The organism is Nocardioides pelophilus, from assembly GCF_014180685.1.
Taxonomy (GTDB): Bacteria; Actinomycetota; Actinomycetes; order Propionibacteriales; family Nocardioidaceae; genus Nocardioides; species Nocardioides pelophilus.
In genome coordinates, this window is record NZ_JACEHF010000003.1 from 1 (window position 1) to 25,118 (window position 25,118).

Consider the following 25,118-nt stretch of genomic DNA (forward strand, 5'->3'; position numbering starts at 1 on the left):
CCCAAACCCGCCGACCCGGCCCCAAGCTGGAGCCGGGTCGGCGCGTTTTTCGCTCGAGTTCGAGCCGGGTCGATCAGGTGCGCTGTGAGAGGACGCGACCGGCGTGCCACCCCGGCGCCCGGCCGCCCGCAGGCACCCGGATGGTGTCCAGGTCGTGGCCGGTGCGTGCCAGCGCCCACGCGACGACCGAGTTGGAGTTCCACATCTCGCCGGTGCCCAGCTCGTCGCGGCCCCAGGTCAGCGCCGGCACCTCCTCGAGCACCGCGAGCAGGGCAGCGACCCGGGCCGGATCCGCGGTCAGCCGCACCGGGCTGCCGACGGCCTCCGCGACATCGGGGATGTAGCCGCCGGGCCAGCACCGGACCTCGTAGCGGAAGGCCCGGAAGCGACCGAGCCACCGGCTTCCGACCGGCCCCTCGCAGACGACGCCGCGGTCGGCCTCCGAGACGTTCCACACCGGCCCCATCTCCACGGCGTACGAGGTGTTGTCCGTCGTCAGCAGGAGGCCCGAGTGGTACAGGTCGGCGGCCGGCGGGAGCTGTCGGCGAGCCGACAGCCACTCGTAGACGCGGCCGTTCGCCCGCACGAACCAGCCGCCGGCGCCCAGGGGGAGCCAGTACAGGTCGGCCCGCGACTGCGGGCCCCGGTCGTCCGTCGCCATGAGGACCACACCAGCACCCCGGCTGCCCCGAGGAGAAGGGGCGAAGGTCATCGGTCGCTCTCCCGGCGGCGCGGATCGTCGTCCGACCAGGGATGATGGGGGCATGGACACCTCTGCTGTTGGTCAGCACGCCGAGGCCGAGCCGCCGGAGGTCAGCGGGCACCCCGACGAGCCCGCCGCTCACGAAGAAGGGTTGAGCGGCCGCCTCAACTGGCTGCGCGCGGGAGTGCTCGGCGCCAACGACGGCATCGTCTCGGTCGCCGGCGTCGTCATGGGCGTCGCCGGCGCCACGACAGACCGTACGGCGATCCTCATCGCCGGTGTCGCCGCCCTCGTCGCGGGTGCTTTGTCGATGGCGGCGGGGGAGTACGTCTCCGTCTCGACCCAGCGCGACGCCGAGAAGTCGCTCCTGGCGAAGGAACGCGAGGAGCTGCGGACCATGCCGGCCGAGGAGTTCGCCGAGCTCCAGGAGATCCTCCAGCACCGCGGGCTCAGCCCCGACCTCGCCCACGAGGTCGCCGCACAGCTCACCGAGACCAACGCGCTCCGCGCCCACGCCGTGCTCGAGCTCGGACTCGACCCGGACGAGCTGACCAGTCCGTGGGCGGCGGCCATCGCGTCGATGGTGGCCTTCATCTTCGGGGCCTCGCTGCCGGCGCTGACCATCCTGCTGCCCGATCCCGAGAGGTTCGCGGTCACCGTCGGGGCCGTGATCGTCGCGCTGGCGATCACCGGCTGGGCATCGGCGCGGCTCGGCTACGCCCCGCCCGGGCGTGCGGTGATCCGCAACATCACCGGCGGCAGCTTCGCGATGCTCATCACCTACCTCGTCGGCTCCGTGCTCGGCGCCCAGGTGCTGTGAGCGCGATGGGGGTGCGGCTCTTCGCGGCGATCGTGCCTCCGGTCGACGTGGTCGAGCACCTCGACCAGTTCCTCGAACCGCGGCGGGAGGCCGGCTCGTTCCGGTGGACGGTCGCCGACCAGTTCCACATCACGCTCGCCTTCATGCCGAGCGTCCCCGAGCACCTCGTCGACGAGTACGCCGACCGGCTCGGCGACGGGCTCGCCCGCACCCCGATCCCCGTCGTGCGGCTGGCCGGCCCGGTCGCCTTCCCGAACGCAGCCGAGACCCGGGCGCTCGCGGTCGGGGTCGTGCCCGAGTCGGAGGGGGCGGACGTCGTACTCGAGCGGATGGCGGGGCGCGCCCGCAACGCCGCGGTCACGGTCGGCACCGAGGTCGACGGGCAGCGGTTCCGGCCGCACCTGACCATCGCCCGGCTGCGGCAGCGGGCCGACACGACCAGCTGGGTGCGGCTGCTGGAGACCTACACCGGGCCGGAGTGGCCGGTCATCGAGGCGACGGTGATCGCCTCCCACCTCGGGCAGGGGCCCCGTGGGCGGCCCCGCTACGAGACCGTCGCCGAGCTCCCGATCGGTCAGTAGACCGATGTTGCTCCTCGTCCTCGACCTGCTGGGGATCGCCGTGTTCGCGGTCTCCGGGGCGCTGGTCGCCGTACGGCAGCGGCTCGACATCGTCGGCGTCCTGGTCCTGGCGACCGTCACCGGTCTCGGTGGCGGCTGGATCCGGGACGTGCTCATCGGCGACACCCCGCCGGCGTCGCTCGAGGACTGGCGCTACCTCCTGGTCCCGCTCGGGTGCGGGCTGCTGACGTTCTGGTTCCACCCGACGCTCGGACGGATGGACCGGCAGGTCAACGTGTTCGACGCGTTCGGGCTCGGCCTGTTCGCCGTCGCCGGCGCGTTGAAGGCGGCCGAGCACGGCCTCGGTCCGGTGCCCGCCGCGATCCTCGGCATGGTGACCTGCATCGGTGGCGGTCTGCTCCGCGACGTCCTGTCCGGCCGGGTGCCGGTGGTCCTGACCAGCGGCGAGCTCTACGCGATCCCGGCCGTCGCCGGGTCCGCGGTCGCCGCGATCGGCTTCGAGCTCGGGGTGCAGACCGCGCTGGTCGCGGTCCCCGCCGCGGCCCTCACCACCGGCTGGCGCTTGCTCGCGATCTGGCGCGGCTGGACCGCACCGGTGCCGGGCGTGCGTCGTACCTGACCTGGGAGCTGCACCTCACGCGATCCGCGACATCCAGGTCTGGTACGACGAACGGCCGTCACTCCGGCAGGTTGTGGATGATCTCGTCGACCTTGTCCTTGGCGTCGCCGAACAGCATCCGGGAGTTCTCGCGGAAGAAGAGCGGGTTCTGCACGCCGGCGTAGCCGGTGGCCATGGAGCGCTTGAAGACGATGACCTCGCTGGCGTTCCAGACCTCGAGCACGGGCATGCCGGCGATCGGGCTGGTGGGGTCCTCGGCGGCCGCCGGGGTGGCGGTGTCGTTGGCGCCGATGACGAGGACGACGTCGGTGTCGGGGAAGTCGTCGTTGATCTCGTCCATCTCGAGCACGATGTCGTAGGGCACCTTGGCCTCGGCGAGCAGCACGTTCATGTGGCCGGGCAGGCGGCCGGCGACCGGGTGGATGCCGAACCGTACGTCGACGCCCCGCGCCCGCAGCTTCGCGGTGAGCTCGGCGACGGGGTACTGCGCCTGCGCCACCGCCATGCCGTAGCCCGGCGTGATGATGACCGACCGCGCGTTGGCCAGCACCTCGGCCGCCTCGGCGGACTGGACCTCGCGGTGCTCGCCGTAGTCGGTGTCGCCCGAGGACGGCGCCTCGATGCCGAAGCCGCCGGCGATGACCGAGATGAACGAGCGGTTCATCGCCTGGCACATGATGTAGCTCAGGTAGGCACCCGAGGAGCCGACGAGGGCGCCGGTCACGATCAGCAGGTCGTTCTCGAGCAGGAAGCCGGACGCGGCCGCGGCCCAGCCCGAGTAGCTGTTGAGCATCGACACCACGACCGGCATGTCGCCGCCGCCGATCGAGGCGACCAGGTGCCAGCCCAGCGCGAGCGCGACCAGGGTGACCAGGATCAGCAGCCACAGCTGCGGGTCGATGACGAACCACACGGTCAGGCCGGCGAACGCGGCGAGCGCGCCGAGGTTGATGTAGTTCTTGCCCGGCAGCACCAGCGGGGCCGACTTCATCCGCGCGGACAGCTTGAGGAACGCCACGATCGAGCCGGTGAACGTCACCGCGCCGATGAACACGCCGATGAAGACCTCGGCGCTGTGGACGCCGAGCAGGTCCTGAGCAGCGAGTACGGCGGCGTGGTGGCTGTCCGGGTCGTCCTCGACCTCGAGGTAGCCGTTCCAGCCCACCAGGACGGCGGCGAGACCGACGAAGCTGTGCAGCAGCGCGATCAGCTCGGGCATGCCGGTCATCTCGACGACGCGGGAGCGCCAGAGACCGATGACCGCGCCGATCGCCATGGCCGCGACCAGCAGCACGATCGGGAGGGCGTCCATCTCGTTGTCGAGCGCGACCGTGATGGTCGCGGCGAGCGCGATGGCCATGCCGAGGATGCCGAACGTGTTGCCCACCTTGGCCGTCTCGTGGTGGGAGAGCCCGGCGAGGGCGAGGATGAAGAGCAGTGCGGCGACGATGTAGGCCGCGTTCGACGCGGTCTCGATCGAGACCAGCAGCGGCGAGGTCACCATCGAGGTCACCTGGGTCAGGAGAGGCGAGATCATCTGAGTCAGTCCCTACTGGCCGTCACGACCGGGTGAAGAGTCCGAGCATGCGGCGGGTCACCGCAAAGCCACCGAACACGTTGATGCTGGCGAGCAGGGTCGCGACGAAGGCGATCAGCATGATCGGCGTGTTGTCCTCGCCGAGCTGCAGGAGCGCTCCGACCACGATGATTCCCGAGATCGCGTTGGTCACCGACATCAGCGGCGTGTGCAGCGCGTGGTGCACGTTGCCGATGACGTAGTAGCCGATCACGATCGCCAGCGCGAAGACCGTGAGCCGTTCCTGCAGCGGAGGCGGGGAGATCGCGATCAGCGCGAACAGGACGAGCGCGGCGCCGCTGACCGCGGTGAGCCGGCCGCGCGCGGTGAGTTTGGCCTTCTCCTCCTTCATGCCCGCGGGATGGGTGTCGACGACCTTCGGCGTCGCGGACACCTGCACCGCCGGGGGCGGCCACATGTTCTCGCCCTCCTTGACGACCGTGATGCCGCGCTGCACCACGTCGTCCATGTCGAGCGTGAGCACGCCGTCCTTCTCGGGCGTGAGCAGCTTGAGCAGGTTGACGATGTTGGTGCCGTAGAGCTGGGAGGTCTGGGCGGCGAGCCGGCCGGCGAGGTCGGTGTAGCCGAGGATGGTCACGCCGTGGTCGGTGACGACCCGCTGGTCGGCCTGGGTGCCGGCGCAGTTGCCGCCGTTGGCCGCGGCCATGTCGACGATCACGCTGCCGGGCTTCATCCCCGCGACGGTGTCCTCGTGGAGCAGCTTCGGTGCCGGGCGGCCGGGGATCAGGGCGGTGGTGATGACGATGTCGGCGGCGCGGGCCTCCTCGTCGTACATCGCGGCCGTGGCCGCCTCCTGCTCCGCGGTCATCTCCTTGGCGTAGCCGTCGGTGCTGACCTCCGCCTCGAAGTCGACCTCGACGAACTGGCCGCCGAGCGACTCGACCTGCTCGGCCACCTCGGGGCGTACGTCGAAGGCCCGCACGATCGCGCCCATCGCCGAGGCGGCGCCGATCGCGGCCAGACCGGCGACGCCTGCACCCACCACGAAGACCCGGGCGGGCGGCATCTTGCCGGCGGCGGTCACCTGGCCGGTGAACATCCGGCCGAACTCGTGCGCGGCCTCCACGACCGCGCGGTAGCCGGCGACGTTGGCCATCGACGACAGCACGTCCATCGACTGGGCGCGGGAGATCCGGGGCACGGCGTCCATGGCCAGGCCCGTGACGCCCTGCGCGGCGAGCTGCTCGACGAGCTCGGGGCTCCGTGCGGGCGCCATCATCGAGATCACCGTCGCGCCGGCACGCAGGCGGCCGATCTCCTCAGCGGTCGGTGCGTTGACCTTGACCACGACGTCCGCGGCCCAGACGTCAGCGCTGGTGCCGACGGTGACTCCGGCGTCCGCGAACGCCTCGTCGGCCTGGTCCGCCTTGGCGCCGGCGCCCGACTCGACCACGACGTCGTAGCCGAGACCCAGGAGCTGGGTGGCCGTCTTCGCGGTCGCTGCGACCAGCGTCTCGCCGGACTTCGACTCGCGGGGGATTCCGATGAGCATGACTGCCTCGCTTCCGGCTGGGGTTCCTGGGATCCAGCGCAGGTCAACCTACAAGGAGGCGGGGCCGGGCGACGCAGGTTGTCCGTAAACCAGTCTTCTGGATGAGAGTCAGCCCACGACGCCGTACAGCCGGTCACCGGCGTCGCCGAGGCCCGGGACGATGTAGCCCTTGTCGTTGAGCCGCTCGTCCATCGCCGCGACGACGACCGTCACGGGGACGTCGATGCCGGTGAGCTCCTGCTCGAGGCGGGCGCAGCCCTCGGGGGCGGCGAGCAGGCAGACCGCCGTGATGTGGTCGGCCCCGCGGTCGGTGAGGAAGCGGATCGCCGCCGCGAGGGTGCCGCCGGTGGCGAGCATCGGGTCGAGCACGTAGCACTGCCGGCCGCTGAGGTCGTCGGGGAGGCGCTCGGCGTACGTCGACGCCTCGAGCGTCTCCTCGTTGCGCACCATGCCGAGGAAGCCCACCTCGGCGGTCGGGAGCAGTCGCATCATCCCGTCGAGCATCCCGAGGCCGGCGCGCAGGATCGGGACGACCAGCGGCCGGGGTGACGCGAGCTTGACCCCGGTGGTCGGCGAGACCGGCGTGACGATGTCGTGGTTCGCGACCCGGACGTCGCGGGTGGCCTCGTAGGCGAGCAGGGTCACCAGCTCGGCGGTGAGGTTGCGGAACGTCGGGGAGTCGGTCGTCTCGTCGCGGAGCACGGTGAGCTTGTGGGCCACGAGGGGGTGGTCGACGACCAGGGTGCGCATGACCCGAACCCTAACCCCCTGGCTTGATGGGACGGTTGGTGTCACCCTTGAAGGGTGACCGCATCCGACGCAGTCGACTTCGCGCTGGCCGCCTACCGTGAGGAAGGCGTCTGGCAGGTCGCTGAGCTCACCCACGACCACGTGGCGGACGTCGAGACCCTCGCCTCGGCGCTGCGGCGGTTCCCCGGTGACCACGGGGCGGTGGGCCTGGTCGCGATCGACGAGGACTTCTTCGTGCTGGTCCGGGTCGCCGGCCAGCACACCCGGGTGCTCCTGTCCGACATCACCGCCGCCGGCGAGTGGGAGCTCGCGGCGTCCGCGGTGGAGTTCCTGCACCTCCCGATGCCTGAGGACGACGACGAGCCCGAGGCGGCCGGCGACCTCGACCTGCTCGGAGACCTCGGCGTGCACGCGATGGATCTCGCCGTCCTGCTCGACGACGTCGAGCTCTATCCCGACGAGATGCTCTCCGACGTCGCCCGGCGGCTCGGTTTCGGCGAGCTCTTCGACGACGCGGTCGGCCTCACCTCGGCGTGAACGCGCGTTGAGCCCCACCGATCCGTGGCGCGAGCCGATGCGCGCCGCCCTCGCTGAGGCGCGCGCGGCGCTCGCCACCGACGACGTCCCGATCGGCGCGGTCGTGGTCGACAGCGCCGGTGCGGTGATCGGCGCCGGCCGCAACGTGCGCGAAGCAGCCGCCGATCCGACCGGGCACGCCGAGGTGGTCGCGCTGCGCGCCGCCGCGCAGGACCGGGGGGAGTGGCGGCTGGGCGGCTGCACGCTGGTGGTGACCCTCGAGCCGTGCACGATGTGCGCGGGCGCCGCCGTACTTTCGCGGGTCGACCGGGTCGTCTTCGGCGCGTGGGACCCGAAGGCGGGCGCCGTCGGGTCGCTCTGGGACGTGGTCCGCGACCGCCGCCTCAACCACCGCCCGGAGGTGGTGTCCGGCGTGCTCGCCGAGGAGTCGGCGGCGCTGCTCGAGGAGTTCTTCGCCGACCAGCGATGAGTACGCCGCCGCGGGCCGGTCGTTGATGGACATGGACCTCATCGACTTCGAGCCCGCCACCACGACGCTCCGCCGGCTGGTGACGTCGGTGACCGACGACCAGCTCGCCGCGCCGACGCCGTGCGCGGACTACTCGGTCGGCGACCTGGTCGACCACATCGGTGGGCTGGCCATCGCCTTCGCCGGTGCCGCGAGGAAGCAGCCGGTGCCGGGTTCGGAGCAGGGCGGGAGTGGCGACGCGTCCCGGCTCGAGCCGGGCCGGCGCGACCAGATCGACCGCGACCTCGCTGGGCTGGCCGAGGCCTGGCGCGACCCGGCGGCGTACGACGGCGAGACCGAAGCGGGCGGCATCGCGATGCCCGCCCCGATCGCCGCCTCGGTCGCGCTCAACGAGGTGGTCGTGCACGGCTGGGACCTGGCGACCGGCCTGGGCCTTCCGTTCTCGGCCCGCGACGAGGATGTGGCGGCCTGCATGGCGTTCGCCGAGCCGTTCTCCTCGCCGGGATCGGAGGAGATGCGGGGCGACGCGTTCGGGCCGGTCGTGCTCGTTCCGGAGGACGCGCCGCCTCTCGAGCGCCTGCTCGGCATGATGGGGCGAAAGGTCTGACCGGGCGGTCGGTTGCGGGGCGGGCGGTTGCGGGGCGGTCGGTTGCGGGGCGGGCGGTTGCGGGGCGGTCGGTTGCGGGGCGGGCGGTTGCGGGGCGGGCCGGGCTGTAACACGCTGTTCGTTGCGCTGGGCGGCTGACCGCCGCACTGGCAGGACGTTCGGCGATCTGACACGCCAACAGGTGAACTGTCACGCCGTTCCCGCCTGTTCGGCCCCGTTGCAAGGGTCTCCTAGGGAAGTGATCGTCCTGCAAGATCGTCGTACGACGTGTTACAGCCGCCGTCGGCCCGCGAGTGCCGCGAACAGCGTGTTACAGCAGCCATCGCCCCGCGAGTGCGGCGTACGACGTGTTGCAGCAGTCGAGTCTCAGCCGAGCTGAGCGGCCTCCTCGTCGGTGAACAGCCGCGACCGGATGAGGAAGCGCACGCCGTACGGCGCCTCCAGCGAGAACCCGGCACCCCGCCCCTCGACCAGATCGATGGTGAGGTGGGTGTGCGACCAGTACTCGAACTGCGAGCGCGACATCCACACCGGCACCGGCTGCTCGAGCCCGATGTCGAGGGCGCCGAGCCGGACGTCGGCATCGCTGAGCAGGAAGTCGCCGTCCGGGAAGCACATCGGTGAGGACCCGTCGCAGCAGCCGCCGGACTGGTGGAAGATCACCGGTCCGTTCGAGCCGACGAGGCGGCGGAGATGCTCCGCCGCCTCGTCGGTGACCGCGACCCGCGAGGGTGAGTCGGACATCATGTGGGCATCGGCTCAGAAGAACCCGAGCGCGTTGTCGTCGTACGACACGAGCAGATTCTTGGTCTGCTGGTAGTGGTCGAGCATCATCTTGTGGTTCTCGCGGCCGATGCCCGACTGCTTGTAGCCGCCGAACGCCGCGGCCGCGGGGTACGCGTGGTAGCAGTTGGTCCAGACCCGACCGGCCTGGATCTCCTTGCCCGCGCGGAACGCCTGCGAGCCCTCACGCGTCCACACGCCGGCGCCGAGGCCGTAGAGCGTGTCGTTGGCGATCTTGAGGGCGTCGGCCTCGTCGTCGAAGCCGGTGAGCGAGACGACCGGGCCGAAGATCTCCTCCTGGAAGATCCGCATCGAGTTGTCGCCCTCGAAGATGGTCGGCGTGACGTAGTAGCCCTCCGCGAGGTCGCCCTCGAGGATGTTGCGCTCGCCGCCGGTGAGCAGCTTCGCGCCCTCCTGGGTGCCGATGTCGATGTAGGACAGGATCTTCTGCAGCTGGTCGTTGGAGGCCTGGGCGCCGATCATCGTCGTGTCGTCGAGCGGGTTGCCCTGCTTGATCTGCTCCACCCGGAGCACGGCGTCGTGGACGAAGTCGGAGTAGATGCTCCGCTGGACCAGCGCGCGGCTCGGGCAGGTGCAGACCTCGCCCTGGTTGAGCGCGAACATCGCGAAGCCCTCGAGCGCCTTGTCGTAGAACGCGTCCTGGTGCTGGGCGACGGACTCGAAGAAGATGTTCGGGCTCTTGCCGCCGAGCTCCAGGGTCACGGGGATGATGTTCTGGCTGGCGTACTGCATGATCAGCCGACCGGTGGTGGTCTCGCCGGTGAACGCGACCTTGGCGATCCGGGAGCTGGAGGCGAGCGGCTTGCCGGCCTCGACGCCGAACCCGTTGACGATGTTCAGCACGCCGGCGGGCAGCAGGTCGCCGACCAGCTCGATCAGCTTGAGGATCGACCACGGGGTCTGCTCGGCGGGCTTGAGGACGATGCAGTTGCCGGCCGCGAGCGCAGGCGCGAGCTTCCACACCGCCATCAGGATCGGGAAGTTCCAGGGGATGATCTGGCCGACGACGCCGAGCGGCTCGTGGAAGTGGTAGGCGACGGTGTTGCCGTCGATCTCGCCGATCGAGCCCTCCTGGGCCCGCAGCGCACCGGCGAAGTAGCGGAAGTGGTCGACCGCGAGGGGGAGGTCGGCGGCCAGGGTCTCGCGGACCGGCTTGCCGTTCTCCCAGGTCTCCGCGACCGCGAGCATGGTGAGGTTCTCCTCCATGCGGTCGGCGATCTTGTTGAGGATGTTGGCGCGCTCGGTCGCCGACGTCTTGCCCCACGAGGCGAAGGCGGCGTGGGCCGCGTCGAGCGCGGCGTCGATGTCCTCGGCGGTGCCGCGAGCGATCTCGGTGAAGGGCTTGCCGTTCACCGGCGAGATGTTCTCGAAGTAGTCGCCCTTCGCCGGGTCGACCCACTCGCCACCGATGTAGTGGCCGTAGCGGTTGTCGACGGTGACGAGCGAGTCCGGCTGTCCGGGTGCTGCGTAGACGGTCATGAGGTGCTCCAGGTGTCGGTCCGACCGCCACCCTCTGTGACGGTCCTCACACGCTAGGTAGCGCCACGTTGCGCGGACGTTGCGCTGTCCGCCGCTGGTTGAGGTGCGAGCGAAGCGAGCCTCGAAACCAAGGCGCTGACGATCAGAGCAGCTCGCGGTCGAGGCGGGCGATCTGCCCGTCGACCAGGGCGCGCATCGGCGAGGAGGCGGACACGGTCCGCCGCTGCTCCTGCCACATCTCGTAGTCGTCGCGGCCCCAGCTGGACCGGGTCCAGGCCGACATCAGGTCGGCGGTGCCGGAGCGGAGCAGCGCGTGCCGCAGCGACGACTCGAGCTCTTCGCGGATGCGTACGACGCCCGGTGCGGTCGAGCGCGGCAGCACCGGTCCGTCGTACCCCCGCATCGCGGAGCGGAGGTCGCCGGCCGCGAGCTGGGCGCCGACGGCGAGCCAGTCGCCGGTCACCGGTGCGGTCAGTCGGTAGGGGCGGGAGGCGAGCAGGTCGTCGCCGAGCAGGCCGCGCAGCCGGTTGAGCTCGGCGCGCAGGGTGGAGGACCCACCGTCCTCCTCGTAGAGCAGCACCGCGAGCTCGTCACCGCTGAGTCCGGCCGGCGCCGCGGCGAGCAGCGCCACGATCTCGCTGTGCCGGCGCGACAACCGGAACTGACCGAGCCGGTCGCGTCCGTCCGCGACCCGCACCAGCGCCTCGTTGCGGCCGAGCAGCTCGAGGACGACCTGCAGGCCCGAGGCGTTGGGAACGGCGTCGGGACGCGGCAGGTGGCGGGCCAGCTCGGCCTCGGCCAGCCGCGCGGCCGCTCGGACCATCGCCATGGTCTGGGGTACGACGACCTCGTCGCCGCCGGTCACGTCGAGCACGCCGAGCAGCTGGCTGGTCCCGGGGTCGTGGATCGGGGTCGCCGCGCAGCTCCACGACCGCACGCTCGAGCGGAAGTGCTCGTCGCGCGTCACCGTCGCCTCGCGGCCCGTCGCGAGCGCCAGGCCGGGAGCGTTGGTGCCGGCGAGCCGCTCGTCCCAGTTGCTGCCCTCGACGAAGCCGATCTGCTCGGCCTGCCGGCGGGACTCCGAGGTGCCGCAGATCCAGAGCAGGTTGCCCTCGGCGTCGGCGAGCGCCATCACCGCGCCGCACGCCCGCACCTCGCGGCCGAGCACGTCGTCGAGCAGCGGGTAGACCCGCGCCAGCGGGTGCGCCTCACGCTGCCCGCGCAGGTCCGAGTCGTCGAGCGCGATGGGGGTGTCCTGCTGCCCGATCTCGACCCCGGCGGCGGCCGACCGCTCCCACGACGCGACCACCTCTGCCCGCATGGGGGTCAGGGGCAGGTCCTCGGTCATGAGTCCAGTAGACATCGGCGATCCAGGTGACGACAGCACTTTGTGTGACGACCGTCGCTCTCCCGACGTTGCAACGACGTTGCATTCCGCGTCTCGGGGAGCCTGGCGGTCGATTTCAACCCCACCAGCACCCTCCGGTAACCTTCCCCGCGGTGGCGTGTCCGAGCGGCCGAAGGTGCATCACTCGAAATGATGTGTGGGGTCAAACCCACCGTGGGTTCAAATCCCACCGCCACCGCCGATCCGTCCTGCGACAGCAGGACGCAGAAGACCCGGATCCGCTCAGCGGATCCGGGTCTTCCAGTTTGCACCCGGGCGCGTCCCCGAGCCCCGTGCCGGGTCAGGGATTCGTGAGCACCTCGCACCCGCGGTCATCTGCAGGCGTCGGCCAATCGTCAGGCGCTCGGGAGCATTCCCGCAGCGGCCGTTCCGCGCGGGTCGCTGAGATGGCGTCATGCCGACCGCGCATCGCGCCAAGCGCTTCCCTCCGATCTTCGAACTACCTGTCCGCAGGCCGGGCTGGACGATCGCGATCTGGCTGGTCGCAGTCGTAGCCCTGACGGGCGCGAGCCGCAGCTGGGGCGGTGGCTACGAGAACGTGATCGACCTCCCCGGCAGCGAGACCTCCGCGGGCGCCGACCTCCTCGCCCGTCACTTCGACTCGCCGGAGGGGTACGCCGCCCGGTTGGTGCTCCACGACCAGGACGGGCTCGCTGACGACGCTGCTGCGTTCGAGGAGCTGACGGCTCGGCTGGAGTCCACCGACGGAGTGCTCGCCGCCGGAGACCCGCTCGAACCGCCCAACCTCAGTCCCGACGGCACGACGGCGGTTCTTCCGTTGCGGCTGGACGATGCGCCGCGGAACCTCGACGACGACCGTCGGCAATCCCTCCGCGACAGTACGGCGGGGCTCCCCTCGACTGTCGAGGCGTCATGGCCCGGAGCCCTCGGCGACGTGCTCTCCGGCAACCGGGAGCATCGCCTGCCCGAGGCCGTCGGGCTCGGCGCGGCGCTGCTCGTGCTGCTGCTGGTCTTCGGGTCCGTGGCGGGAGCGGTCCTTCCGGTCCTGGCGTCGGTGCTCGGCGTGCTCTCCGGACTCGGGCTGCTGGCGCTGCTGGCGGCTCCTGTCACCTTCGGTACGAGCGCGCCGGTGCTCGCGACGATGATCGGCCTCGGCTGCGGGATCGACTACGCCCTGTTCCTCGTGACCCGGGCCAGGCAGCACGTGCTCGGCGGGGCGGAGCCCGGGGAGGCTGTCCGTCGGGCGGTCCACTCGGGAGGCCACGCCGTGCTGGTCGCGGCCGGGAGCGTGGCCGTCGCACTTCTCGGCCTGTACGCGTCCGGCATCGACTTCGTGGCACGGCTCGGCCTGGCAGCGGTTGTCACTCTCGGCACGGCGGCGTTGGCCTCTGTGACGCTCGCCCCCGCCGTGCTCAGCCTGCTCGGACGGAGGGTCGACCGGCTGCGTGTGCGCCCGGCTGCGCGGGCCGAGGCCGAGGAGGGCGGCGCCGGCTGGCACCGTCACGCCCGGTTCGTGTCGCGTCACGCCGTCCTCGTGGTCGTCGGTTGTTCGGTGCTGCTGACTGTGCTCGCGCTGCCGGTGACCACCCTCCGGCTCGGGCACGTCGACGAGTCGGCCGACCCCGTCGGCAGCACCACGCGGATCGCGTCCGACCGGTTGGCGGCGGGGTTCGGGCCGGGCGCGGAGGTCGAGGTGGTGGCGGTCCTTGACCTCACGGCGCCGCCCGACCCGGCGACGTTGGACGTGGCGGAGGCCGTCCTCGCCGCGCGACCGGGAGTGGCCCACGTGACTCCCTTCGAGGTCAGCGCTGATGGAGAAGTCGCCAAGGCCTCGGTCGTACCGCTCGCCGCTCCCCAGGACAGCGCGACCGTCGACCTGGTCCACGACCTCGCCGGTCCCGCGGCCGAGGAGGTCGAGCGGGTGACCGGGGACAACCTGATGATCACCGGACAGACCGCCGCACACGTGGCGCTCGCCGACGAGATGGCCGCACGACTGCCTTTGATCATCACTGTCGTCGTGGGAGCCGCCTTCCTGCTCCTGATGGTCAGTTTTCGTTCCGTCGTGGTGGCTGCGAAGGCGGCGGTGATGAACCTGATGTCGATCGGTGCGTCGTACGGCGTGCTGGTCGCGGTGTTCCAGTGGCAGTGGGGGTCGTCCCTCCTGGGCCTGGACACTTCAGTCCCGGTCGAGTCCTTCGTGCCGATGATGATGTTCGCGATCGTGTTCGGCCTGTCGATGGACTACGAGGTGTTCCTGCTGTCCCGGATCCGCGAGGAGTGGGTCGCAGGAAAGGACAACGTCGAGTCGGTCGCCGCTGGGCTGGCCGCCACGGCACGGGTCATCTCCGCAGCCGCGCTGATCATGGTGTGCGTGTTCCTCGCCTTCACCCAGCAGGACGATGTGGCGGTCAAGATGTTGGCCGTCGGGCTCGCTGCGAGTGTGGCCATCGACGCCACGGTGGTGCGCCTGCTGCTGGTCCCGGCCGCCATGGTCCTGCTGGGGCGAGCCAACTGGTGGCTGCCTGGCTGGTTGGAGCGGCTGCTGCCCCCAGGCCGGTCCACGAACGGCGTCAGATGAGCGCGGCGACGATCCAGGACTCCTCGTTGCTGCGGACCGTTGCCGCGACGCTGACGGCCGCGTGGACTCGCACCTCGACGCCGATGTCGCCCAGCCGCGGGTCGCAGCTCTGCACCACGGCGGCGAGGCCGGCGTCGTACCCGGTGGTGGGGATTCGGGTCGCGAGACGACGAACGTCCTGAGCGATCCGCCTTCGCTCGGGACCGTCCGGACCGGGTTGCGCCCAGATCCGGCCCAGCGCTGCCGCCAGCTCGCGCTCGACGTCGTCGCTGGTGGGCACTCGATGTGCGCATGCGCTGATGAGAACCGCGGCTGTGACGGCGGCGGTGCGCGCCGGGTCGCGACCCGGGACCGTTCCGGTGGGGGGCAGCGCGGCCTGCAACTCCCCGAGCATCGCCGTCCAGAACGTCGCGGTGCGCAGGCGGAACCTGGCCCGATCGGCGTCGCCCTCGGACCAGGCCTTCGTCACGTCGCGGACAGTGAGGGCTGCCCGCGCGAGCGAGAGCGCCGAGAGCGGCGTGGCCAGGCAGGTGGGAAGGGACGTCATCACACAGACGAGGACAACCCACCGAGCAGAACGTCTCCGCGCGATCACGCTTCCGTGGTGCTGACGTCCCCCTGAAGGTCCGCTGAGCCGGTCGTGGGGGCGCGAAGGGGAAGCTCGACGACCGCCTCGAGCCCGGACGACGTCCGCTTGTGCAGCGCGACGCGACCCTCATGACGCCGTGCGATCTCGTGCGCGATGGCCAGTCCAAGCCCGCTGCCGCCCGGCCGGGAGCGGGCATCGTCGGCCCGCCAGAAGCGGTCGAACGCGCGCGCGATCTCGGTCTCGGTCATCCCCGGCCCGTCGTCGGCAACCGTGAGGGTGGCGTGCTGCTCGGTCGCCGTGACCGTCACCTCGACCCGCGAGGATTCTCCGGAGTGGATCAGCGCGTTCCTAACCAGGTTCTGAGTCAAGGACCGGAGCTCCTCGTGGTCACCGGTGACCCACACCTGTCGTGCTGGCGGTGCGAAGTGGAGCCGGTCGGCGGCGAGGGGGTGCAGGCTCTCGACAACTCCGCCGACGAGGCGGCCCAGGTCGACCGACTCCTGGCGCCGGGTCTCGGCCCCCTCCAGCCTGGCGAGCTCGAGCATCTGCTCGACGACACGGCTCATCCGCTGGGCGTCGGCCTCCATCGACGCCATCGCGTCCTCGACGGCGCCGGCCTGGGTGAGTCCGCCGACGCGGTACAGCTCGGTCCAGGCGCGGATCGATGCCAGTGGCGTCCGGAGCTCGTGAGAGGCGTCGGCAAGGAAGCCCCGCGCGTTCGCCTCGGCTCGGGCGCGGACGTCGAAGGCCTCGTTGAGAGCAGTCGCCAGTGCGCCGGTCTCGCTCGTGGGGTGGCTGTCGGGCAGCCGCCCCTCCTCGTGGGCGGCGATCCGGTGGGCTGCCGCGGCCATCGCGCGGAGCGGACGCAGACCCAGCCCGATCATGGTCCACGCCGTCGCCGCCCAGACGACCAGGATCAGCAGGCCGATCAGGAGCTCGGTCCTGACCAGCGCCCTGGTGGTCTCCTCCGCCGGACCGAGATCCGCCCCGAGGAGCACGTGCTTCACCCGCACTGAGCTGGTGCGGCCGGCGGTCACCTCGGCGTCGGCGGGTACGTCGACGCGGAGGAGCTGGAACGTGCCTTCGTCGGTCTCCCGCCTCACCAGCTCCCCGACCGGGTAGTCGTCGAGCCCCGAGGCGACGAGCTGCTCAGGCGCATCACCCGCGCCCGCGGGGGCGCTGGTCAGCAGGACCTCCCCCTTCGCGTCGAGGAGAGCGACGAACAGCCCCGCCGGGACGAGGCTCTGGATCACGTTCGGGCCGAGCGCCACCTGCCGGTCGGTCGGCGCGGCGCCGATGCGGTGGGCAGCGGTTCGCAACGAGTCCCTGGTGCGGTCGGAGAGGTGGTCGTCCAGTGCGAGGTAGGCGGCGGCGTCCGCAGTTCCGACGGCGGCGATGAGCACCACGGTCGACCCGAACAGCAACCGGGCGCGCAGGCTGCGCCTCCATCGGCCGGGTCGGCTCATCCCGCGGCCTTGGGCAGCCGGAGCACGTAGCCGAAGCCCCGGACGGTGTGGATGAGCGGCTGGTCGGCCTCGTCGATCTTGCGGCGCAACTGGGACACGAACTTCTCGACGATGCCGGTGTCGCCGACGTCGTACCCCCACACCTGCGCGAGGATCTGCTCCTTGGTCAGCACCTGGTTCTGGTGTCGCATCAGCAGGTGGAGGAGCCGGAACTCGGTCGGCGACAGGTCCACCTCGCGCTCGCCGCGCCTGACCTCGTGCGTGGTCACCGACAGCGCGAGGTCCCCGACCCGGAGCTCCGGCTGGTCCTGCTGGTCCTCGGTGCGTCTCAGCACCGCGCCGACGCGGGCGATCAGCTCAGCCACGCTGAACGGCTTGGTGACGTAGTCGTCGCCGCCGAGGGCGAAGCCTGCGAGCCGGTCGTCGATCGAGTCACGTGCAGTGACGAAGATGATCGGGATCCCTCCGGCGGACACGTGGACCTCGGTCGCGAACTCCAGGCCCGAGCCGTCGGGGAGCATCACGTCCAGCAGGACGAGGTCGAAGGTGGCGTCGGCGATCGCGGCGCGGGCAGCCGCGATTGTCGCGGCTCCGGTGACCGAGAACCCGGCGTACTCCAGAGATCGGGTGGTGACGGCGAGCAAGGAGGCTTCATCCTCCACGACCAGGATGCGAGCAGCTCGACGCTGGGATGGCATGCCCAGCAGTGTGCCCGCTGCGGGTGCGCCGATCCTGAACTCCGCCTGAGTGTTGGCTGCCGCCGTGCGCCGTCGTGCATACGGCCACGCGGCGGGGTCTTCAGGGAAAGAGAGGGGGCGGGAGCGCCCGGCCCGGAGGTACGGCGACCACGGTGAGCGCATGGTCTTGCTGAACCGCCGTCGTGTCGTCGCGGGGTCGATCGCTCTCCTCCTGGTCCTGCTCCTGTTGGCGGACTGGCTGATCGGTCGCCATGTCGCCGACCGCGTCGCCGGCGCCGTGGAGTGCCGGCTCGGGGCCGCACACGCCGACGTCGAGGTCGGTGGCTGGCCGCACGCGCTCTCGCTCGTGACTCGCCGTATTCCGTCGGTCCGAGTACGCGCCGAGGAGGTGGAGCTCAGCGGTGTCGCGGCCGACGTCGACCTACGGCTCGCGGACGTTCGTCGGGACGACGGAGACCTTGTGGCGGACGAGGCGACAGCGGTCGTCAGTCTGCCCGTCACGGACCTGGTCGAGCGCCTCGGAAGCGGCGGCCGCCAGGTCGATGTCCGGGGCGACGGCGGGCGTCTGGTCGCGACCGTCGGGCCGCAGATCTTCGCCGTCTCGGTGCTGTTCCAGGTCGAGCTGCGGTCGGGGCGCCTCGTGCTCGCGCCCGACGGAGTCGAGCTGGGTGGCCGGACCCTGACGGGCACGGTCGCGGAGCGGCTGGTCGACCGCTTGCTGGCGCGGCAGGGGGACAGTGTCCTGGCGACCGCGCTGGGCGAAGGCCTTCCGCTGCCGGTGCCGCCCTCGGTCGAGCTCACCGACGTCGACGTCGTCGACCAGAACATCCGGCTGTCGGCCCGGCTGGACCCGGCCGACCCGACCGGGCTGGCCCGGCAGCCGAACCGCTGCTGACGTCTACGTCGATGTCGCCGACCACAGCGCCAGCGTCTCGTCCAGACCGATCAGCCACCATCGCCAGTCGCCGTGGGCACCGCAATGCTCAGCGGTTGTCACGGCGACGCCGTTGGCTGACAGTGCGCGTGCGTAGCGACGGGTCTGCCGCGCGATGCCCATCTCGGTGACCGCGCTGTCGGGCTCGGGCACGCCAGCGCCGTCAGGACACGCGCTGCCGTCACCTGCCGTCACGTGGACAGTGGTGCCCACGAGCCGAGCGAGGTTGTCCATCGGGTTGGCCCGCCGCGCCCGGGGTCCGAAGACCGGGCCCCAGGTGTCGCGATAGCGCACCAATGTCCCGGCCTTGGCGGAGACCTGCAGCGGGTAGGCGGCCACCGCTTCAGGGGACCGCATGTCGGGGAGCGCCGGCGACAGGGCCCCTACGGTCCCGAAGGTCTCGGGCCATTGGCCGGCGTACCTCAATGCGCCCTGACCACCCATGGACACACCGACGATTGCTCGCGCCGAGCGATCGGTGGAGATGCTGAACCGTTCGATGACCGCATTGATCAGAGCGCGGTGGAGGTCAAGCCATCGGGCCCCGCCGAGGCGTACCCAGTTGGTGTACATCCCGTAGTGACCACCGTCGAGGGACAGGACCACGACGTCCTGGAGTCGCGCGTCGTGCAGCAGATCGCCTCGTTCGGTCCAGGTGGTGGATGAGCCGCCGGAACCGTGGAGGAGCACGAGCAGGCGGTATCGGCCGGCCGGTTGAGGATGGAAGTCGACGGGGAGCTGGACCACCCCGCTGTGCGGGACCGGGTCCTTGGTGCGGCCGCTCACGCTCGACGGGTCGACGTAGGTCTGGTTCGCGAGCTCCACCCGGACCTGGCGAGGTCCCATCGACGTGAACAGGAGATCGGACGATCGGGCGTCGGCGGGCGCAGCAGCTAGGAACGAGGTGATCAGGACCAGCGCGATCCCGAACGATCGGCAACTCAGCCGGTGGTTCATGGAAGCTCGGCCGTGGTCGGGGCGAAGCCTCCTGCGGAGATCGCGACCTCGCTCGTCCCTGGAGGAACCTCTGCCCACCCCTCGGCGTCGGTGACGACGGCCCTGCCGAGGCCTGCCACTGTCGCACCCTGAACCGGCTGCGGGGTTGCCGACTCCGGCACGTTGGCGACGACCCGGACCCGAACTGCGCCGGGCACGGCAACGGTCTCGCCGATCTGGAGCCGCGGTCGGTGGACTCCGGGGCAGGACTTCTGCTGGGTGGGAACCCCCTCCCAGACCTCGCCGTCGATCTCGGTCCGCACCGAGCCGTCGAAGGCGGCGGGGTAGCGGATCGACAGAGCGCCGCGCATCGAGCCTGTGCGCTCACCCGAGCTCCGGAGGTCGGCGGTCCAGGTCGACTGGATCGGAGCGGCCGAGGTGGTGATCAGCTCCGTTCCGTCGAGGAAGGTGCGCCCGTCTTCCGAATAGCTGTCGTACCGCACCGACCAGGTGCCGGCGGCGAAGGTTCCGGCGTAGCTCACGATCGCGGCGCCGGAGTGCGCTCCCGCGAGACGTCGGGCAACCAGCATGCGGGAGCCGGCAGGACGGTAGCTGCGGTACGGGATGGCCCAGTCCTCGTAGCCGACCTGGCCCAGGTCGACCGCCGGGGTGGGCGTCGTCGCCTCTGCGCCCGCGACCTCGACCACCCGCAGCTCGACCCCCTCGTCAGTGGCTCCACCAGCCCCGGGTGAGAACTGCTGCTGACTCACGATGAACCTGCGGCCGTCGTCGAACCAGTCCGAGCCGCGGATCACCCATCCGTCGGACAGGACCACGGGTTGGCCGGCGTAGTCACCGCGTTGCCCGGCGCGGTCCATCAGCCAGTGCTCGTTCATGCATCGGCGGTTGTTGTGAAGGGAGATCCGACCGAGCTGGGGGAACGTCATGGTGTCGAGCAGGGCGGGCCGGACGAGCTGGGTGAAGACGTCCATCCGGTCCAGGCCCCGCGCGGAGGCGTAGAGCGCCAGCTGCCCGTCGGGAGAGCCCTCATAGATCTCGTTGTAGTCGAGGTCCGTCGTGACCAGGCGGCGTTGACCCGTCGCCAGGTCGAGCTCCCAGATGTCGTAGTTCATCGACGTGCTCGTCGCCCGGTACACCAGGGTGCGGCCGCCATCGAGCCAACCGCCGCCCGTCTCGTAGTACCTCGTGCCTTCGACCCAGGTCGGGACGCGGGCCCCGAACCGATGGCGCGGGTTGATGACGTACGGCTTGCGCACCCGGTAGTGACGCGCTGTCTCGACCAGCTCGCCGATGACCATGACCGGGCCGCCGGTCGCACGCACCTCGGTCCAGGTGAGGTGCCGACCGTCAGGGCTCACCCGCGGCTCGCGGTTCTGGACACCCTGCTGCAGGCCGTCGCGGGGCAAGGTCACCGGCTTCGCAGTGCGCTCCTGGCAATCGACCAGGCTCGGCGTGCAGGTCACCACGTGGAACTGGATGTCGGACATCGTCGCGGCAGGGCCGGCGACGAAGACGCGTCGGCCGTCCTCGAACGGACTGGCCTCGCGGCCACCGTCAAGGACGCCGCAGGTCACACAGCTGAACTCCGGACGGCCCAAACGGATCGCGCCCACCTGTGGGGAACCCTCGTAGCGGACGTTGGCGAGGACCCATTCCTCGTCCTCGATCAGCCGAAGGCCGTTCGCCTGGCCCGATTGGAGAGCGACGCCCGCCGGCAGGGCGATCGGCTCACCCGCCGAGAGGGCGTGGAGCGCCGGCGTCGCTGCGACGGTGGTGACCTGTCCGGCGTCGGCGGGAGCCGTGACGAGGAGAGCGGTCACGAGCGAGCAGGCGACAGAAAGCGTGAGGGCGCGCAGGCGCCGGTCGGTGGGCATGGGGTCTCCTCTGGTGGCGTACGGGTCAGGGGGTTGCGGCGTACATCGAGTCGATGACGTCGGCGTACTTCTCGGAGATGGGTCGCCGCCTCAGCTTCAAGGTCGGGGTGAGCTCGTCGCCGGCGGGCTCCCACGGCTGGTCGACCACGCGGTGCCGGCGTACCTGCTCCACGCGTGCGAGCTGCTCGTTCGCCCTGGCGACGCCCTCGGCCACGGCGTCAGTGACCGCCGGATGCTGACTGAGCTGTGTGAAGTCGCCGGACAGCCCGCGCGCCGCGGCGAACTCGGCGACCTGGTCGGGGTCGAGCGCGATGAGCGCGGTGACGAAGGGGCGACGGTCCCCGATCGCGACGACCGTGCCGATCAACGGGCAGGCCATCTTCAACACGTTCTCGATCCGCGCCGGCGACATGTTCTTGCCGGCGGAGTTGATGATCAGCTCCTTCTTGCGGTCGATGATGCGGACGTAGCCCTCCGCGTCGACGGTCCCCACGTCGCCGGTGTGCATCCACCCGTCGATCACCGTCCGGGCCGTGAGCTCCGGCTCGTTGCGGTAGCCACGCATGATCCCCGGGCTGCGGACCAAGAGCTCGCCGTCGGCCGCGATCTTGACCTCGACGCCCGGGATCGCCTGGCCCACCGTGCCGGGCCGGATCGCGTCAGCGCGGTTGACCGTCGCCACGGCCGTGATCTCCGTCATCCCCCACGCCTCGCACAGCGGGATGCCCAGGGACAGCACGAACTCCATCGCGTCCTCGGCGATCGGGGCCGCGCCGGTGACGGCATAGGTGCAGGCGTCAAGGCCGAGGCGCTTGGCGACCTGGTGGAGCGCCAGTCGGTACGCCAGGGCGTACTCCAGCCGTTGGTACGCCGTCGCGCTGCGATGGTCGAGCCGCCGCCTCGCCTCGTCCCGTCCCACGCGCAGCGCCCATCGGGCGAGCGCGACGCGTGGGCCCCGCTGGTTCGCGAGCCTGCTGTCGATCGTGGCCTTGAGCTTGTACCAGAGCATCGGGACGCTGACGAAGATCGTCGGGCGGACCTTGGTCAGTGCGCCGAGCAGCTCCTTCGGCTCGGCGAGCGTCGTGACCTCTGCGCCGGAGAACATCGGGTAGTAGTGCGCGAGGTAGCGGTTGAGCGCGTGGGCATCCGGCAGGTAGGAGATCACCCGTGCCTCGGCGGGTTGCTCCGCGAGCGTGGTCACGGTCTGCAAGGAGAACAGCATGTTCGCGTGCGTGATCTCGACGCCCTTGGGGTCTCCAGTGGTACCGGAGGTGTAGATCAGGGTCAGGACGTCCTCGGGCTGGACGGAGTTCCACGCGCTCTCGAAGTCGAACCCGGGGTCGCCGACTCGTTCGAGCTCGGTGAGGGTGATGACGCCGGGCGTCTGCTCGTCCGCATCCACGCAGACGAGGTGCTTCACGTCGGTGCCGGCCGCAGCCTCCTCGACCCGGGAGAGGAACTGGCGCTCGGTGACGACGACCTGGCAGCCCGCGTTGAGCAGCAGGAAGCGGATCATCTCCGCGGTGTTGGTGTTGTAGCTGGAGAACGGGGTGGCACCGAGATGCATGGCTCCCGCGTCAGCGAGGTGGAACTCGGGCCGGTTCGCGAGCATCAGCCCCACCGTGTCCCCGCGGCCGACGCCCAGGTGCGCGAGGCCTGCCGCGACCCGTCGTACTCGGTCGCCGTACTGGTGCCAGGTGAGCACGAGGGTGTCGTCGAGGTCCCGGATGGCGACCTGCTCGGCGTGCTCGCGTACGGCCTGCTGGAAGAGCTCGCACATGGTTCGTGCGACGGGTTGCGAGGTGGTCATGGTGAGTCCTCAGACGGCGGTGTCGATGGCGGAGGGGGACGTCAGCGAGAGGATCGTGCTCGCGACGAGCTCGGGGTCGTCGTACATGGGCACGTGACCGGTTCGGGGGAGCTGCACGTGGCCGGATTGCGGGAGCAGTGTCCGGAACGGACTGCCGTAGCGCCGGTAGGGAAGGACCCGGTCGAGCTGTGGCCAAGCCACCAGCGTGGGGCACGGTCCCGGCGCGAAGGGGGCCTCGCTGTGTCCCTCGGAGCGGAGCCCGGTGATCAGGCGGACGACGAATCGGGCCGAGTGTCGACGAGAGGTCAGGAGTTGGCGGACCTCGTCGACCGGCACTCGGTCGCCGCGCACCATCAGCGGAGCGAGCGCGGCACGACGAACGACGGCGCTGCCAACGGGGATCGGCGGCAGTGGCGCGGATGCGATCCGGATGGCCGCGACGAGCTTGACCTCGAGAAGAAGTCGGTCCCATCCCGTCCCCCAGGCGCCGGGCGGGGCGATCGCGGTGGCGGTGATGGCACGTCCGCGTCGCGCGAGCTCGAGCACCGCCGCTGCTCCGAGTGAGTTCCCGGCGAGGTGCGCGCGACCGATCCCGGCGCCGTCGAGGAGATCCTCGACGGCGTCCGCCAGCCCACCGAACGTCAGCAGTCGCGGCGGCGGTGGCCCGCCGTGGTGGCCGGGCAGAGTGGGCGCGAAGACGTCGTGGTGGGTTGTCAGCCGGTCGATCACCGGTCGCCAGATCCGCCAGGTGGTCACCGCGGGGTGGAGCAGTACCAGCGGCTCGCCCGAGCCCCCGCGGAAGTGGTCTGTCTGCAGGCCGCTCATGTGCGCACCGAACCCCGACGGCGCAGTCGTCGGACCGCGCCGTGCCGGAGCACGCCGAGGGCGGTGCCCAACAACCGATTGGTCCGGCTGGAGTAAGGAAGCCAGTGCGGTTCGGCGCGGAGCCGGTGCCGCGAGTGGAGCACCACCCGGTCCCGGCAGTAGCGGCGCACAGCGTGGGCTCCGCCGAAGCGGGCTCCGAGGCCCGACGACTTCCAGCCCTGCTGAGGCGCGTCGAAGAAGAACAGGTTGCTGAAGACGCAGTTCACGTTCACCGCGCCGACCTCCAGCCGGTCCGCGACGTCCTGCGCGCGGAACGGGTCGGTCGTCCACACGGTGGCCGAGAGCCCGTAGGGGGAGAGGTTGGCACGCTCGACCGCCTCGTCGGCCGAACCCACCCGTAGGACGGGCATCACCGGGCCGAACGTCTCCTCGCGCACGCAGTCCATGTCGTCGGTCGCGTCGAGGACCAGGGTCGGCGGGAACCAGGTCCCGGAGCTCGACAGGTCGTGCCAGCGCTCGACCTTTGCCCCTTTGCGCTCGGCATCCACCACCTGGCGGCGCACCACCTCGAGCTGGGCGGCCGAAGCAAGGGGCGTGATGTCGCGTTGCCCGAGGTCGCGCAGCCGATCGCGCACGAGGTCGACGAAGCGGTCGTGCACGGAATCCTCGACGTACACCCGCTCGGTGGACACGCACATCTGCCCGCCGTTGCACATGGCCCCGAAGACCGCCGCGTTGGCTGCGTGGTCGAGGTTCGCGTCGGCCAGCACGATCATCGCGTCGTTGCCTCCGAGCTCGAGGCTCACCGGCACCAGGCGCTCTGCGGCACGGCGTCCGACGGCGCGGCCGGTGCCGGTTGACCCGGTGAACGCCACGAAGTCGACCGTGTCGACGACGGCGACACCGGTCGGGGCATCGCCGACCACGACGTCGAGGACGTCCGGCGCCCCGATAGCCCTCCACGCGGCTACCAAGCCGGTGGCGGACAAGGGGGTGAGGTCCGACGGCTTCATCAGCACGGAGGCGCCGGCCAGCAGGGCTGGTACGGCGTCGACGACGGCGAGTCCGAAGGGGAAGTTCCACGGCGAGATGACGCCGACCAGGGGGTACGGCGCTGGGGTGACGGTGGCGCGCTCGACGCCCAGCGCCGTGGTCAGCGAGCGGACCGGTCGCTGCGCCAGGTAGCGAGGGGAGCGTGCCGCGAGATGCCGCATGGCCTCGGTTGCGAAGAGCACCTCCACCCTGGCCTCTGCCTGAGGCTTGCCGGTCTCGCGGCTCAGCGTCTCGACGAACGAGTCGACGTCGGCGAGGACCTGGTCGCGGAGACGGGAGACCCACGCCGCCCGGTCGGTTGCCGGGGTGCGGGCCCACGCCGGCTGCTCGGCGCGGAGCCGCTCTGCGACGACCGGGACGGTCCTGGGGTCGGTCGCCGGCACCTCCCCGACGCGCGAGCCGTCCCACGGGGACGTCACCTCGATGTTCGCCACCCGACCTCCTTCATTTACATACATGCCGGCTGGCATGTTAGATACGTCAACGTAGCGGTGGCAACCATCA

Annotated in this window: 23 protein-coding genes and 1 tRNA gene; 9 read left to right on the plus strand and 15 right to left on the minus strand. The window is 71.0% G+C overall.

What is annotated here, in order from left to right:
* Positions 1-73 precede the first annotated feature (73 nt).
* Positions 74-661 (minus strand): hypothetical protein, encoded by a 588-nt coding sequence (locus H0488_RS01500; RefSeq protein ID WP_183097511.1) that lies wholly within the window; start codon positions 659-661, stop codon positions 74-76.
* A 103-nt stretch (positions 662-764) separates the two neighbouring features.
* Here H0488_RS01500 and H0488_RS01505 point away from each other — a divergent pair, with 103 nt between their 5' ends.
* The 3 genes from H0488_RS01505 to H0488_RS01515 are packed head-to-tail and all read left to right on the plus strand — an operon-like array spanning position 765 to position 2,723.
* Positions 765-1,523, plus strand: a complete 759-nt coding sequence (locus H0488_RS01505; RefSeq protein WP_183097512.1) for a VIT1/CCC1 transporter family protein — start codon at positions 765-767, stop codon at positions 1,521-1,523.
* Between the two features lie 5 nt (positions 1,524-1,528).
* Positions 1,529-2,104 carry an RNA 2',3'-cyclic phosphodiesterase gene (gene thpR / locus H0488_RS01510; protein ID WP_183097513.1) on the plus strand — a complete coding sequence of 192 codons (576 nt, stop codon included), beginning with the start codon at positions 1,529-1,531 and terminating at the stop codon, positions 2,102-2,104.
* A gap of 4 nt (positions 2,105-2,108) precedes the next feature.
* Positions 2,109-2,723 carry a trimeric intracellular cation channel family protein gene (locus tag H0488_RS01515; RefSeq protein WP_183097514.1) on the plus strand — a complete coding sequence of 205 codons (615 nt, stop codon included), beginning with the start codon at positions 2,109-2,111 and terminating at the stop codon, positions 2,721-2,723.
* Positions 2,724-2,781: 58 nt separating this feature from the next.
* Here the strand turns inward: H0488_RS01515 and pntB are convergent, their stop codons facing one another.
* From pntB to upp, 3 genes are all read right to left on the minus strand, one after another.
* On the minus strand, positions 2,782-4,227 hold the full coding sequence (gene pntB / locus H0488_RS01520; protein ID WP_220794100.1) for a Re/Si-specific NAD(P)(+) transhydrogenase subunit beta: 1,446 nt from the start codon (positions 4,225-4,227) through the stop codon (positions 2,782-2,784).
* A gap of 55 nt (positions 4,228-4,282) precedes the next feature.
* The gene (locus tag H0488_RS01525) at positions 4,283-5,812 is read right to left on the minus strand and encodes a Re/Si-specific NAD(P)(+) transhydrogenase subunit alpha (protein WP_183097515.1); all 1,530 of its coding nucleotides are present in this window, start codon (positions 5,810-5,812) and stop codon (positions 4,283-4,285) included.
* 108 nt (positions 5,813-5,920) lie between these two features.
* Positions 5,921-6,562, minus strand: a complete 642-nt coding sequence (gene upp, locus H0488_RS01530) for a uracil phosphoribosyltransferase (RefSeq protein ID WP_183097516.1) — start codon at positions 6,560-6,562, stop codon at positions 5,921-5,923.
* Positions 6,563-6,616: 54 nt separating this feature from the next.
* Between upp and H0488_RS01535 the strand changes: the two genes are divergently transcribed.
* From H0488_RS01535 to H0488_RS01545, 3 genes are read left to right on the plus strand one after another with little or no spacing between them, the layout of a single operon-like run.
* On the plus strand, positions 6,617-7,099 hold the full coding sequence (locus H0488_RS01535; protein ID WP_183097517.1) for a tRNA adenosine deaminase-associated protein: 483 nt from the start codon (positions 6,617-6,619) through the stop codon (positions 7,097-7,099).
* 37 nt (positions 7,100-7,136) lie between these two features.
* The gene (locus tag H0488_RS01540; protein WP_183097595.1) at positions 7,137-7,568 is read left to right on the plus strand and encodes a nucleoside deaminase; all 432 of its coding nucleotides are present in this window, start codon (positions 7,137-7,139) and stop codon (positions 7,566-7,568) included.
* A gap of 31 nt (positions 7,569-7,599) precedes the next feature.
* On the plus strand, positions 7,600-8,175 hold the full coding sequence (locus H0488_RS01545; protein ID WP_183097518.1) for a TIGR03086 family metal-binding protein: 576 nt from the start codon (positions 7,600-7,602) through the stop codon (positions 8,173-8,175).
* Between the two features lie 366 nt (positions 8,176-8,541).
* Here the strand turns inward: H0488_RS01545 and H0488_RS01550 are convergent, their stop codons facing one another.
* The 3 genes from H0488_RS01550 to H0488_RS01560 all read right to left on the minus strand — a co-directional run bounded on the left by H0488_RS01550 (position 8,542) and on the right by H0488_RS01560 (position 11,821).
* On the minus strand, positions 8,542-8,922 hold the full coding sequence (locus tag H0488_RS01550) for a DUF779 domain-containing protein (protein WP_183097519.1): 381 nt from the start codon (positions 8,920-8,922) through the stop codon (positions 8,542-8,544).
* Positions 8,923-8,934: 12 nt separating this feature from the next.
* Positions 8,935-10,458, minus strand: coding sequence for an acetaldehyde dehydrogenase ExaC (gene exaC, locus H0488_RS01555; protein ID WP_183097520.1), 1,524 nt, complete (start codon positions 10,456-10,458; stop codon positions 8,935-8,937).
* A 142-nt stretch (positions 10,459-10,600) separates the two neighbouring features.
* The gene (locus tag H0488_RS01560; protein ID WP_246371307.1) at positions 10,601-11,821 is read right to left on the minus strand and encodes a GAF domain-containing protein; all 1,221 of its coding nucleotides are present in this window, start codon (positions 11,819-11,821) and stop codon (positions 10,601-10,603) included.
* Positions 11,822-11,957: 136 nt separating this feature from the next.
* Here H0488_RS01560 and H0488_RS01565 point away from each other — a divergent pair.
* A tRNA-Ser gene (locus tag H0488_RS01565) sits at positions 11,958-12,044 on the plus strand.
* 216 nt (positions 12,045-12,260) lie between these two features.
* Entirely contained in the window at positions 12,261-14,408 is a 2,148-nt protein-coding gene (locus tag H0488_RS01570; RefSeq protein ID WP_183097522.1) for an MMPL family transporter, read from the plus strand.
* On the opposite strand, the gene H0488_RS01575 is transcribed toward H0488_RS01570, so the two are convergent.
* Genes H0488_RS01575 through H0488_RS01585 form a run of 3 tightly spaced genes read right to left on the minus strand, consistent with a single transcriptional unit; the run spans position 14,401 to position 17,161 of the window.
* Complete coding sequence (locus H0488_RS01575) at positions 14,401-14,955, minus strand: hypothetical protein (protein WP_183097523.1); 555 nt, start codon at positions 14,953-14,955, stop codon at positions 14,401-14,403. The two genes, H0488_RS01570 and H0488_RS01575, sit on opposite strands and share 8 nt — an antisense overlap.
* A 44-nt stretch (positions 14,956-14,999) precedes the next feature.
* Positions 15,000-16,463: a sensor histidine kinase gene (locus H0488_RS01580; protein WP_183097524.1), complete on the minus strand. Its 1,464-nt coding sequence runs from the start codon at positions 16,461-16,463 to the stop codon at positions 15,000-15,002.
* The gene (locus H0488_RS01585) at positions 16,460-17,161 is read right to left on the minus strand and encodes a response regulator transcription factor (protein WP_183097525.1); all 702 of its coding nucleotides are present in this window, start codon (positions 17,159-17,161) and stop codon (positions 16,460-16,462) included. Before H0488_RS01585 ends, H0488_RS01580 begins: the two co-directional genes overlap by 4 nt.
* A gap of 160 nt (positions 17,162-17,321) precedes the next feature.
* On the opposite strand from H0488_RS01585, the gene H0488_RS01590 reads away from it, so the two are divergent.
* Complete coding sequence (locus H0488_RS01590; protein WP_183097526.1) at positions 17,322-18,056, plus strand: LmeA family phospholipid-binding protein; 735 nt, start codon at positions 17,322-17,324, stop codon at positions 18,054-18,056.
* A 3-nt stretch (positions 18,057-18,059) separates the two neighbouring features.
* On the opposite strand, the gene H0488_RS01595 is transcribed toward H0488_RS01590, so the two are convergent.
* From H0488_RS01595 to H0488_RS01615, 5 genes are read right to left on the minus strand one after another with little or no spacing between them, the layout of a single operon-like run.
* Positions 18,060-19,052 (minus strand): alpha/beta hydrolase, encoded by a 993-nt coding sequence (locus H0488_RS01595; RefSeq protein WP_312856166.1) that lies wholly within the window; start codon positions 19,050-19,052, stop codon positions 18,060-18,062.
* On the minus strand, positions 19,049-20,926 hold the full coding sequence (locus tag H0488_RS01600; protein WP_183097528.1) for a hypothetical protein: 1,878 nt from the start codon (positions 20,924-20,926) through the stop codon (positions 19,049-19,051). Before H0488_RS01600 ends, H0488_RS01595 begins: the two co-directional genes overlap by 4 nt.
* A 25-nt stretch (positions 20,927-20,951) precedes the next feature.
* Complete coding sequence (locus tag H0488_RS01605; RefSeq protein ID WP_183097529.1) at positions 20,952-22,736, minus strand: AMP-dependent synthetase/ligase; 1,785 nt, start codon at positions 22,734-22,736, stop codon at positions 20,952-20,954.
* 9 nt (positions 22,737-22,745) lie between these two features.
* Complete coding sequence (locus tag H0488_RS01610) at positions 22,746-23,561, minus strand: alpha/beta fold hydrolase (RefSeq protein WP_183097530.1); 816 nt, start codon at positions 23,559-23,561, stop codon at positions 22,746-22,748.
* On the minus strand, positions 23,558-25,048 hold the full coding sequence (locus tag H0488_RS01615; RefSeq protein WP_220794092.1) for an aldehyde dehydrogenase family protein: 1,491 nt from the start codon (positions 25,046-25,048) through the stop codon (positions 23,558-23,560). The genes H0488_RS01610 and H0488_RS01615 overlap by 4 nt, the downstream gene beginning before the upstream one ends.
* Between the last annotated feature and the right edge of the window lie 70 nt (positions 25,049-25,118).

What these genes read in the sequence shown, in the direction of transcription:
- H0488_RS01500 (WP_183097511.1), bottom strand. Translation starts at nt 661, where the DNA reads ATGGCGACGGACGACCGGGGCCCGCAGTCGCGGGCCGACCTGTACTGG.
- H0488_RS01505 (WP_183097512.1), top strand. Translation starts at nt 765, where the DNA reads ATGGACACCTCTGCTGTTGGTCAGCACGCCGAGGCCGAGCCGCCGGAG.
- thpR (WP_183097513.1), top strand. Translation starts at nt 1,529, where the DNA reads ATGGGGGTGCGGCTCTTCGCGGCGATCGTGCCTCCGGTCGACGTGGTC.
- H0488_RS01515 (WP_183097514.1), top strand. Translation starts at nt 2,109, where the DNA reads ATGTTGCTCCTCGTCCTCGACCTGCTGGGGATCGCCGTGTTCGCGGTC.
- pntB (WP_220794100.1), bottom strand. Translation starts at nt 4,227, where the DNA reads ATGGTGACCTCGCCGCTGCTGGTCTCGATCGAGACCGCGTCGAACGCG.
- H0488_RS01525 (WP_183097515.1), bottom strand. Translation starts at nt 5,812, where the DNA reads ATGCTCATCGGAATCCCCCGCGAGTCGAAGTCCGGCGAGACGCTGGTC.
- upp (WP_183097516.1), bottom strand. Translation starts at nt 6,562, where the DNA reads ATGCGCACCCTGGTCGTCGACCACCCCCTCGTGGCCCACAAGCTCACC.
- H0488_RS01540 (WP_183097595.1), top strand. Translation starts at nt 7,137, where the DNA reads ATGCGCGCCGCCCTCGCTGAGGCGCGCGCGGCGCTCGCCACCGACGAC.
- H0488_RS01545 (WP_183097518.1), top strand. Translation starts at nt 7,600, where the DNA reads ATGGACCTCATCGACTTCGAGCCCGCCACCACGACGCTCCGCCGGCTG.
- H0488_RS01550 (WP_183097519.1), bottom strand. Translation starts at nt 8,922, where the DNA reads ATGATGTCCGACTCACCCTCGCGGGTCGCGGTCACCGACGAGGCGGCG.
- exaC (WP_183097520.1), bottom strand. Translation starts at nt 10,458, where the DNA reads ATGACCGTCTACGCAGCACCCGGACAGCCGGACTCGCTCGTCACCGTC.
- H0488_RS01560 (WP_246371307.1), bottom strand. Translation starts at nt 11,821, where the DNA reads ATGTCTACTGGACTCATGACCGAGGACCTGCCCCTGACCCCCATGCGG.
- H0488_RS01570 (WP_183097522.1), top strand. Translation starts at nt 12,261, where the DNA reads ATGCCGACCGCGCATCGCGCCAAGCGCTTCCCTCCGATCTTCGAACTA.
- H0488_RS01575 (WP_183097523.1), bottom strand. Translation starts at nt 14,955, where the DNA reads ATGACGTCCCTTCCCACCTGCCTGGCCACGCCGCTCTCGGCGCTCTCG.
- H0488_RS01580 (WP_183097524.1), bottom strand. Translation starts at nt 16,463, where the DNA reads ATGAGCCGACCCGGCCGATGGAGGCGCAGCCTGCGCGCCCGGTTGCTG.
- H0488_RS01585 (WP_183097525.1), bottom strand. Translation starts at nt 17,161, where the DNA reads ATGCCATCCCAGCGTCGAGCTGCTCGCATCCTGGTCGTGGAGGATGAA.
- H0488_RS01590 (WP_183097526.1), top strand. Translation starts at nt 17,322, where the DNA reads ATGGTCTTGCTGAACCGCCGTCGTGTCGTCGCGGGGTCGATCGCTCTC.
- H0488_RS01595 (WP_312856166.1), bottom strand. Translation starts at nt 19,052, where the DNA reads ATGAACCACCGGCTGAGTTGCCGATCGTTCGGGATCGCGCTGGTCCTG.
- H0488_RS01600 (WP_183097528.1), bottom strand. Translation starts at nt 20,926, where the DNA reads ATGCCCACCGACCGGCGCCTGCGCGCCCTCACGCTTTCTGTCGCCTGC.
- H0488_RS01605 (WP_183097529.1), bottom strand. Translation starts at nt 22,736, where the DNA reads ATGACCACCTCGCAACCCGTCGCACGAACCATGTGCGAGCTCTTCCAG.
- H0488_RS01610 (WP_183097530.1), bottom strand. Translation starts at nt 23,561, where the DNA reads ATGAGCGGCCTGCAGACAGACCACTTCCGCGGGGGCTCGGGCGAGCCG.